At 34.8% G+C, this 9,983-nt stretch carries 12 protein-coding genes and 2 pseudogenes; 2 read left to right on the top strand and 12 right to left on the bottom strand.

Translation table 11 applies throughout. The annotated features are described in order from the left end of the window. On the top strand, positions 1-465 hold a 465-nt coding region (locus VIG73_RS09835; RefSeq protein WP_331641443.1), incomplete at its 5' end, for a hypothetical protein. Between the two features lie 473 nt (positions 466-938). Here the strand turns inward: VIG73_RS09835 and VIG73_RS09830 are convergent. The 11 genes and pseudogenes from VIG73_RS09830 to VIG73_RS09785 form a co-directional block, all read right to left on the bottom strand. Further along, complete coding sequence (locus VIG73_RS09830; protein ID WP_331641442.1) at positions 939-1,568, bottom strand: hypothetical protein; 630 nt, start codon at positions 1,566-1,568, stop codon at positions 939-941. Between the two features lie 24 nt (positions 1,569-1,592). Next, positions 1,593-1,913 (bottom strand): recombinase family protein, encoded by a 321-nt coding sequence (locus tag VIG73_RS15750; RefSeq protein WP_414648397.1) that lies wholly within the window; start codon positions 1,911-1,913, stop codon positions 1,593-1,595. Between the two features lie 44 nt (positions 1,914-1,957). Continuing rightward, a complete protein-coding gene (locus tag VIG73_RS09825; RefSeq protein ID WP_331641439.1) occupies positions 1,958-2,521 on the bottom strand; it encodes a recombinase family protein in 564 nt (187 codons plus the stop codon). Between the two features lie 418 nt (positions 2,522-2,939). Next, entirely contained in the window at positions 2,940-3,806 is an 867-nt protein-coding gene (locus VIG73_RS09820) for a hypothetical protein (protein WP_331641437.1), read from the bottom strand. A gap of 300 nt (positions 3,807-4,106) precedes the next feature. Then, complete coding sequence (locus tag VIG73_RS09815) at positions 4,107-4,436, bottom strand: UPF0236 family transposase-like protein (RefSeq protein ID WP_331641435.1); 330 nt, start codon at positions 4,434-4,436, stop codon at positions 4,107-4,109. Positions 4,437-4,558: 122 nt separating this feature from the next. Then, positions 4,559-4,804 (bottom strand): annotated as a pseudogene (locus VIG73_RS09810) (terminase TerL endonuclease subunit); the annotation flags it as partial. Between the two features lie 146 nt (positions 4,805-4,950). Beyond that, the gene (locus VIG73_RS09805) at positions 4,951-5,229 is read right to left on the bottom strand and encodes a hypothetical protein (protein ID WP_331641432.1); all 279 of its coding nucleotides are present in this window, start codon (positions 5,227-5,229) and stop codon (positions 4,951-4,953) included. Between the two features lie 84 nt (positions 5,230-5,313). After that, positions 5,314-5,601: a hypothetical protein gene (locus tag VIG73_RS09800; RefSeq protein ID WP_331641430.1), complete on the bottom strand. Its 288-nt coding sequence runs from the start codon at positions 5,599-5,601 to the stop codon at positions 5,314-5,316. A 627-nt stretch (positions 5,602-6,228) separates the two neighbouring features. After that, a complete protein-coding gene (locus VIG73_RS09795; protein WP_331641428.1) occupies positions 6,229-7,110 on the bottom strand; it encodes a zinc ribbon domain-containing protein in 882 nt (293 codons plus the stop codon). Positions 7,111-7,348: 238 nt separating this feature from the next. Further along, on the bottom strand, positions 7,349-7,735 hold the full coding sequence (locus tag VIG73_RS09790) for a hypothetical protein (RefSeq protein WP_331641426.1): 387 nt from the start codon (positions 7,733-7,735) through the stop codon (positions 7,349-7,351). A 278-nt stretch (positions 7,736-8,013) separates the two neighbouring features. After that, a pseudogene (locus tag VIG73_RS09785) lies at positions 8,014-8,387 on the bottom strand (reverse transcriptase domain-containing protein); the annotation flags it as partial. Positions 8,388-9,414: 1,027 nt separating this feature from the next. On the opposite strand from VIG73_RS09785, the gene VIG73_RS09780 reads away from it, so the two are divergent. Next, positions 9,415-9,627: a helix-turn-helix transcriptional regulator gene (locus VIG73_RS09780; RefSeq protein WP_331641424.1), complete on the top strand. Its 213-nt coding sequence runs from the start codon at positions 9,415-9,417 to the stop codon at positions 9,625-9,627. Positions 9,628-9,716: 89 nt separating this feature from the next. On the opposite strand, the gene VIG73_RS09775 is transcribed toward VIG73_RS09780, so the two are convergent. Then, positions 9,717-9,950, bottom strand: a complete 234-nt coding sequence (locus VIG73_RS09775; RefSeq protein ID WP_331641422.1) for a hypothetical protein — start codon at positions 9,948-9,950, stop codon at positions 9,717-9,719. Positions 9,951-9,983: the final 33 nt, after the last annotated feature.

The following is a 9,983-nucleotide window of genomic DNA, read 5'->3' as shown; positions in this document are numbered from 1 at the left end:
AGAAATTTCATGAAAAAATGGTTTGTTGTTTTTACACTTTTATTTGTTTTTATTCTTTCGGCTTGTATTAACGATAACAATAGGTTGTCTGGTAAAACATTTGATTTAGTTTATGCACCCGTTCCATTAGAAGAAGATGTTAATAATCCAAGCAAATATCAACCCTTTATGAAGTTGAAATTTACAGGTAATAACAAAGTAAGTCACACTGTTTATAACGAAATAGAAGGTACATATGAATTAAATGAAGACACACTTATAATTACTTTTAAAAATGAAAATGAAAAATTGAAAATTAGTCTTTTAGATTTTAGACAAAGTGAAAGGGATTTCAGTACATACACTGCTTTAATCGGCGATACAGAATCAGATATAAAAGATCCTAATAAAATAGAGTATCTCCAATTAATTATTAATAAATTAAACAGAGATATACCAATTGAGTTTATTGAAATAGAAGAATAATGAAAGCAGAGGGTCTCTTTTTTAGATTGAAAATGACCGTTCCTCACCCCTTTTTCGGCGGCTTTTCACCTTTTTTTGGAGTGGGAATAAATTTTTGCTGATAAAATGAAGAAAAGGAAAGGCGGGAAGATTGTAAATATTGAATATGTATTGATTTTATATCGAAATAATATTGGAAAAGACATGAAAATTCTCGGGATCCAGATAAGGAAAACCCGAGATATTATTGGATTTAGTAATGAAAAAGCAAATGTTTATTATGACAAAATCGGTGTTGGTATTAGCGAGAGTTTATTTTAGTTAGACAAAATCCCTTTCCAACCGCACGACAGATTCGATATGATATATTTAGGCTATTCTACACATCGTTGTTTAATAAGAATAACGCTTGTATATACGCAACTTGTCATCATTTCTGTCAAGTCAGTATATCAGCTACTGATTAGGCTATTTTCTATTTATGGGAATAGAAATTATCCTACTTTATCTTCCGCTGGATCAACTGAATAACAATGCTCATTATTCCTTTTACACTCTAGTACTGGAATTCTTTTTGTGACCTCACGTTTGGATTTTCCATCACTATAATGCTTATCTATCCACTCAACTGGCTTATTATAATACTTCATCTTACCACCACATTGCGGACATTTCTCAATATGTATTTTTTCTAAAGTAAGCCTTCTTCCATAACCACTAATTGCATAATTAAATAATAATGGATGTCTAGTTTGATTCTTTGTAATCCTCCTAAGGCTTAATAATAAAATGAATAAAAACATTAGTATTGCCAATAACATCAAATAGATTGGAGTTTTAATATCTGATGTCACCTGCGCTGATCCGTTAAAGATATTTACTGCAACCTTTACGATATTACTAATAGGAAACACACCTAGTATTCCAATTACCAAACTAACCCAAGTTAATACAGCCAAAGTAAATGGACTTCTCCATAGTGGTTTAGGCTTGTATTGTGCCTCTTGATAAGCATTACCTGAGTTGTGGTTAATAATATCTCTACCAGCAACTTGTGTTGGACCATTAAAATTTGTTGGTCCATTAAAATTGTTTTGGCTACTATTTTCTTTATTATCTCCCATAATTTCCTCCTAAATAAGATTAATCTATCTGCTTTTTGAACTATACTTATTACTCTTTCTCCGGTTACCTTCTTCAGTTTTCACAACATTACTTCTCTTTTTCTTTTCCTCTTGCACCGCTTCAAATTGATTTTTTGAAATTATTGCTGGGTGATTATACTCAGAAACATAATGTTCTTCATGTTCACTGGAATTAAGCAACCTTACGACACCGATATACTTCTCATTGCTTAACATGACGTCAATTGTTCTTTTACTCCACTTCTCTTTTTCGGTTGGTGTTTTTATTCCTCGTTTTTCTAATTCCCGCTTTATACCTATAATACTATGACCTTGTAAATACAATTCAAAAATTAATTGAACATTTTTAGCTTCGTTTTTCTTAATGATTAGTTCTCCATCTGCATCATTTTCATAACCATAACATTTTCGTTTTTATATAATTTTGATGTTCCTTGTGCTGCATGGCGTCTATAACCCCATTTAATATTCTCACTGCGAGATTCATTTTCCGCTTGTGCAATCGATTCGATAATCGAAATCATCAGTTCACTATCTGTATCGTCTGTATCAAGTCCTTCTTGTTCAAATATTACACGAACTCCATGTTCTCTTAGCTTATTAAGTGACTCTAGCACTTCAACCGTATCACGGCCAAATCGACTAATATTTTTAGTTATAACAATTTCTATGTTGTTTGCCTGACAATCTTCTAACATACGTCTAAATTCTTTTCGTTTCGATTTAGTTTTCCCAGAAGCGATATCTAAATATGTATCGACAAGTAACCAGTTTGGGGTGGCGGCTGTTAATCGCGTAAGAACAGATACTTGGTTTGTTAAACTATTTAATTGTTCCATGCTGTTTGAGCTTACCCGGCAATATATTCCCACTCGTTTTTCACGTTGTACAGGTCTTAGTGGAATGAAATGGACGCTTCGATTCTCAGACATTTTCTTATCCTCCAGAAATCATATTGACTATATTACATTTAGACTAATCAGATATAACGCACTTTTGGGTAATATGAATTAGCCTAAATATAACACGTTTTTCTCCATTTATCTATCCTGTCAACTCAACCCCGATTTCCAGTCTTTCTAACACCAATAACAAAAAGGGTTTCACCTGTTTATTCACATAAAATAAACTTAGGCGAACCCTATAAACCTTATTCTATCAACACTTCAACTATCCTTATTCATCCACCCTAGACATCAATGCCACGCACTCAACATGGGACGAGTTGATAGAATTGATGTATTTACGATTTTTAGCAAAATGGTCGTATGCGGGAACATGTCAAAGAAATTATAGTTTGTTTTTCATTTTAAGTTCAATACTTCTATCTCATTGTGGAAGAAGCTTTTACTATCGCCGATACTTAATGGGTGTTAGATATTCCCAATCTTTATACAGCTGTTCTTCTTTAAGGATTTTCCAAGGATTAAAAATCGTTTGCCCATCCTTGTTGAAGTATAGACCATCACCTATATGGTAAGCCGCATGCTGAATAATGCCATTTTTGTCTTGCCAAACCACCACGTCATCATCTTGTATCCCTTCACCCGAAAACACGTCATAGTTATATCGATTCAATGTCTCAATAAATGTCTTTTGGTATATCCATTCATAAATAAGCCACTTTGGCTTTCCATTTGACACTGCAAATAAAACAGCTGCCAAACAGTTTGCACCCTGTCGGTTACTAAATGTATTTGCAAATGGTTTTAAAAAACTAGATAACTTATTCGGGGGGACTTCACAATCTCCATTATCCCACCACTCATAGACCATTCTATTAAGTAATTGCTCTTTAACAACATCATCAAGTAACTCCCACATTGCACGCTGTATAATAATATTTTGGTTTACTATATAATTGGAGGGTATTTTTTCTAACTCATCTACAAATGTAACAGGAATTACAAGCCCTCTCCCGCATTGTATTTGCGAATTGAAAATTAATTTTTGTTCTTCTGCAGAAATGCTTTCAATCCAATTCTTTTCAGCGATAATCACATAATGAACATTCTTGATGTTCCAGTACAAATAACTATTTACGTAATTTATTTGTTTAAATGTACTGTGTTTAAAGAATTCATCAGCAGGCATTAGTAACACGTCTGAAACATTAACTTCATTCAATTTATCTTTCGATAAAAAGAACAGATCTTTTTCAGGAACGTAAATTTCCATCCATTTCTGTAAGTTTTCTTTGGTAGGTCTAATTTTCATCGTCTTCCCCCAAGTTTCTTGCACTTATGTACTTTTCCCAAATATTTTAATTTAACTGCTAGTGTTTTATTTCATAATCTAGCCCGTTTGCTGAACATTTATTTTTTTTATACTTTACCACAATTATTTGGGCTACTCAAGTTTTCCCCCATTATAGGAGTCTGTCAAATATTTACGGGAGCTATTCTCACCTTTGAAAATGCGATTGTTTTTCCTTTCAAAATCAATAATTCTTTCAAATAGCTCTCTACATCCGTTCCGGAAATATACTTCGCTTTCCGCGGGCACGGCCTCAGCCTCCTAAGGAAGCCCGTCTACTTCTAAAAACAAAACATCTTTTTCCTTTTTAGGAACTGATGAATCCGATAAAACATCCTTTGGCTTAACCTTTAAAACTTCCTGGCGAATCGTTTCATGACTAGTCACTTGGTAGCCTAATAAATCACAAAATCGATTTCTAGAATCCCGGTAAGAAGGACCTTTAATTGCCCATTTAACAGCCATTTCTGTTAGAAAAGGACTTAAAGAATCACGACCATCAAACTCCAAATAATGATCCAATAAGGCGATGCGTTTATCGGCTATTTCATCTCTATATCGTCGACGATTAATCGTAATGGGACCAAACATCGTAGCAATGAGGATTCCACCTTTCTGGTTTTGTCGTTAAAACTATTATAGCAAAGGTGTGAATCCTTTTTTAATGTCTTTCTTTACTAAATATTATAAAAGTTGCCCCGTAAACATTTTACTCATACCACAATCAATCCTCTATCATCATAAACGGAATCACTTGTTCCGCTTTTTCTTATTGCTCGGTCAAATGCCATAATTGTTGCCACCGCACCATCGATTTTTTCTGTTGATTTTTCTTTATCGGGTTTAATGTTTCCAGCTGGATCCGTTCGAACATGAATGTTATCCATCATCCAACGTAAAACTAGATGTCCGCCATGAGCAAGTTTTTCTTCTAATGTTAATTTCATTAATTCTTTTGATAATTCCTAGTGATGGATTTGCCTTCTTCCAAACTTCAGGGTCTGTCCAATCATCATATCCCTCTGCATCATAGATAACGGGCCACTTTCTGAGCTTTAATAAAATCTATTTAATTGTTCCACAATCGCACCCGTTAATGGAATAATTAGAAGTAAATTAGCACAGTTTTCATTGTTTTCTTTTCATAACTATAAAAGAAAGCAAAGTTCCTAACATAAGAAAAAATTGCTGAGCCGATTAGCACCTTTATTGAGGAGATAAAATGTCTTGGTGAAATTGGTGTAATATCTTTGTTCTCTGAAGTGAATTTGTTAATAGTTTTTACAGTCCACCAATCATCAACAGTTGAATGATTAGCAGCAATATAAAGCCATAATAAAAAACCAAGAAAAGTAAATAACCACACACCTACTATCCGATTCACAAAATCACCCCAAATAAGTTAGATAATACTTATACAATCTGGCCCGTTTACGGAACATTCAACTTTGTTTATACCTTATCATAATTAGTCAAACTTTTCTAATTCTTTCACTTTAGATTTGCTTTCTAAAATGACGCCATCTTTTTCATATGAATTTTTAACAGCCTTACGTAAATATTCAACATCAAATCCTGCACTATTATAACCCTCTAAAATAGTTGAATAGTAATAACAACTCGGTTGTTCAAGTGGCCTGCCTTCATTCATAATATAAACCATCGCATTAACATTCTTTTTATCGGCTTTAATTTTCATCATTTCTTTTTGATTCGTTTTTACTAAAACGTCATCCAGCTGTTCGCAATAAGGCATTCTCTAAAATTCCTACTTGTTTTCACATTTATTTAAACTAATTACATTTGATGTATTTTCCGAATATATAATTAGTCTGAGTATAGCCATTTTATTTCTTTCATCTATCCTATCAACTCCCCTATCGAAAATCTATTCCGTCAACTCAACTTCAATTTTCATCACCTTTAACCCCAATTAAAATAAGGGTTCCACCGTTCGAGTCATAATAAAGTTTTGCTACAGACCCCTCAATTTTATCCAATTTTGGATTAAAATCGGTCGTTTTTCGGGCCTTTTTCGGCCGTTTTTTCATGGTTTTTTCGGAGTTGGAATAAAGTTTTGACATAGCAGAAGGAAAAGATAGGAGACAAAAGAGAAGAAGAAACAAGAGTAATTGTACTGATTGTGTACTGAATTATTATTGGAATCATATTGAGTTGAATACTGGATAATTCCAGTATTATCATTGATTTAGGAACATAACTGTATTGAAAAGTTATTGGAAAAGGCATGAAAAAACTCGGGATCCAGATAAGGAAAACCCGAGAATTTATTGGATTTTGTATTGAAAAAGCAGATGTTTATTATGACAGAATGGCTGGTGTAGCAAGAGTTTATTATGGTTGCTAAGAGTTTATTCGAGTTCTACAAATCTCTTTCCAATCGCGTGACAGTTTCGATATGTGTCGTCACTAGTATGTGGATACAATTTATTGTCCTCGTTGCCTGTATGTGACACAATTCATTAGATACATTTGTGTCATCTTTTTTCGCATTTCTTCGCGCAGGTTTAAATTTTTCACCATCAAGACTGTTACCTAATCCTGTCTTATATACAAAAGTAATCATAGCAGGATCTTTATTTCCATCCTCATCTACTCCACCTACAATGACTTTTTCAACTACGCTTTCAAATACATAGCGATCAAAAGTATCAATAACCTCATTTTGTTCTAACACTTTTTTGAATGCTAATAAGCGTTTTTTAATATCTTTTTCTTCTTCCAAATTCGATAACGACTTTTCTCTTTTTTGTACTTTCTCATTTATCTCCTGCATGAGAGCATTATGCTTTTCTTCATATGTTTCTCTATCAATAATATCCTCTAATCTCATGTCTACTAACTTATCCTTTTTGTTTTCTAAACCTTGAACTTCCCTTTCTATTTTGGAAAGTTCTTTCTGAATCGTATTAGAACTTAAAGCTCCTTCCATTCGTTGTAAAAACTCTTCTAAAACATCTTTGTTATTATTGCACATAATACGATAACTTTCTAGAAAAGCTTTTTCAATGGCTTCTTCTGGGATGCCTTTACTATCTGGACAAAACTTTTTGCCTTTCTTCGTACTCGTAACACATTGCCAAATCGTCTTATTATATTTAGTCCCACTATGCCATCTTCGTCTTATTAATGTACCACCACAGTAAGCACAATCAATCATACAACTAAAAGCATATTTGCGGCTAAACTTTTCTCGTTTTCCGCCATTCTTTGCTACTGTATTTCGTCCTCGGTTTCTTCTCATTCTGATTTCCTGAGCTTTATCAAATATTTCAGCACTGACAATGGGCTCATGACGATTTTTTGAACTTTCTTATTTCCAAAAACTATCATTATCTTTATAGTTGTTTTGATGACAACATTCCTAATTTGGTTTACTAGGTTTCCCCGTCTATAAAAAAAATGATTATACCTTGCAAATAAAGTATATATATCACTTTACCCACTTAGTATAAACATTCTCTTAACCTACTAGTATTTAATTAACGATGTGTATAGGTATATACTGCGGCGGCTCCATATTTACTGCCACCCTGCACACCGTGTGTTCCATAAATTACATAAACATTTGAAGGTACAGATGACCATGAACCTGAGAAATAAGTACTACCTCTAGTACTCTTAATATCAAGTGTATTAACAACTGTTTTTCCATTTCTATCCTGCATGGATCCTTTTATTGTCAGCTGTGCAGAGTCAGGGTTTTGAGTTACCCTTGTATTATAATTCGAACCCGATAATGTTCCAGTCAGTGTTCCATACCCAGACACCGGTTTAGAAGAAGTATTTGCAAAAGCTGGGACGGTCAATGACAAACAAATCAAAATAGCAGCAATACTACTTGTTAGCGCTTTCTTACTTAAAACCATAGTAATCCCTCCTATTTTCTTCGTTAACATTTACTTGACCCAACAACGTCTCAAAAACTACTAAAAAACAATAGATTTACTGGATATAACACACCACCCTTTCCATTCATTACCACTACCATACATGACTTGAATCAATAAGTCCAGACTATTTTGATATTATCTATTTTTCTACCAATTTTGTTTCATATTATTTATTTGATATACTAAATCAATATTAAAACCACGACTTGATCATTCGGTGAGAACAAGTCGTGGTTTTTTAAATAAGATATTTTATATCCCTTCGCTTTCCTTACCGCATCATGAGCACTCCGATTCGGTCGGAATCCATAGCTGTGTTCGGAAAATGTTGGATCATATATCATAGATAGGTCTTGGGCAATTGCCTGTTGAATTAAACGGTCTGTCACAGTTGGGATACCTAGTAACCGAATGTCGCCGTCGGGTTTCGGGATTTCGACTCTGCGGACTGGCATTGGTTCATAGGTTCCTGTAAGAATTGCCTCTTTAATGGATGACCAATTTTCGACAATGTGCTGACGTAGGTTTTGTACGGCATCCTATCTACTCCATGGCTTCCTTTATTCCTTTCCACTCGTTTGAGTGCAAGAATCAAATTCTGCCGTGATAGAATTTGATTCAAAAGCATTGTTACTCTTCCTTCCGTGAATAGCTTATCTTCTTATGCCAGTAGCCACTCCACCCTCCAAGAAGTCCCCAACGGGATTCACCGTCTCCTCCTTCAAGTGAGGTACTATGTTTTCTGTGTTCATCATGACCTACTGAATGCAAAGGGCTATTCTCTCTTAAATTGTTCCGTCCTTCCGAATCGGTCTAGAACGGTTCGTACTATGACTTCTGCTGACTCCTGATGGCTCAGCTGTTTATCACTAAACAGGTTATGAAGGGTACTTCACGTATCCATCAGGCCTCCCCGGGTAAGGATGTAATCTTTCCTTCCACCTATCCGCTTCATTTACTATGTATCACCTTTGGCAGAATGGACTTTGTTTTGTTTAGCAAACTCATCCAATGATACCTAGCCTTATATGAAGTTCGTGTTCCTCGGACCGGAAGTTTGCCGCCCGCTTCCTTCAGATTCCGCGTCACCACGGACACCCTTGCGTTAAGCTAACCACTACTTCTGCCTTCGTGGCTCGGGACTCTCACCCTGGAGATTACACCCATGCCGGGCGCACTAAAAAAAGACGCTCATTTTAATTGAACGTCTTAAAATATTTTTATTCTATTGTGTTCCCACACCCCAGATCAATTACCACTGAAACGGTAATGTGGTTTTTCAGTACCTTATTTTTAGTTTTTTCACCTTCTCCTATAAACACGAAATGCTTGTGAAAGTGTTTAAAACTAAGGATTTCTATATAGTTTTTCTTTGTAGCAACGATACACACTCCACATGTATAGTGTGTACTCGTCGCCTTATCATATTTTACATGCATTGTAGCGGACACACAACGTCCGTTTCTATCCACTACTTTCCCATACAACTTACACCACTACTCCAAAACTCGTTATTTAACTGTTAAAAGCGCATAACATCAAGCCTTTTCACTTTTAGGGACACTGAAATATAAGATTTATAAAAAAGAAACGTTTACTTTTTTAAACGTTCTTTATATGATGGTGTCAACAAATATTGAAAGGGGACGTTTATCATGACAGTTGAAATGAAAAGTGAATTTGATATGTTGATCGAGGGAAGCGGTTTAAAATTAAAAGCCATTGCGGAAGAGCTCGACGTTTCACCAGCGACGCTATGGAAGCTGCGAAAAGACCCAAAAAAACTAAATGCGGTACAAATGGAACGGTTATCCAAGCTATTTAACGTAAATATTAGCGAGGTATTTGAAGCAATTAAAAATAGCTAGGATATTAAACTGATTGGAGCGGGTATTGAATATATGCCCCGCTCCTTTTTCGTTTGTTAAACATGATTAAAAATGTTTTCGTTATGGAATTAGTAAAGAGCGTCGTCAGGTACATCCCAATTCAGTAACTCTTCCCACGTTTTATTCTGTTTAATGCAAGCGTCCATTAATTTTACTAAATCATCGTCATATTCTTCCAAACTAGGCATACCAATAAATAAGCCAGGTGGGTTACCTTTAAACTTATTCCAATATTCTAGTTTCTTACGACCTTCCTCGGTCTCTTTCCACATTTCGAGAATGTAATCGTCAACCTGACACATCTATCCTTCCCCCCCTTTCTCGTTCATTCATTT

The organism is Cerasibacillus sp. (assembly GCF_036516575.1).
Classification (GTDB): domain Bacteria; phylum Bacillota; class Bacilli; order Bacillales; family Amphibacillaceae; genus Cerasibacillus.
The sequence above is the reverse complement of the archived record's forward strand: the minus strand, read 5'-3'. Positions and strand labels throughout refer to the sequence as shown.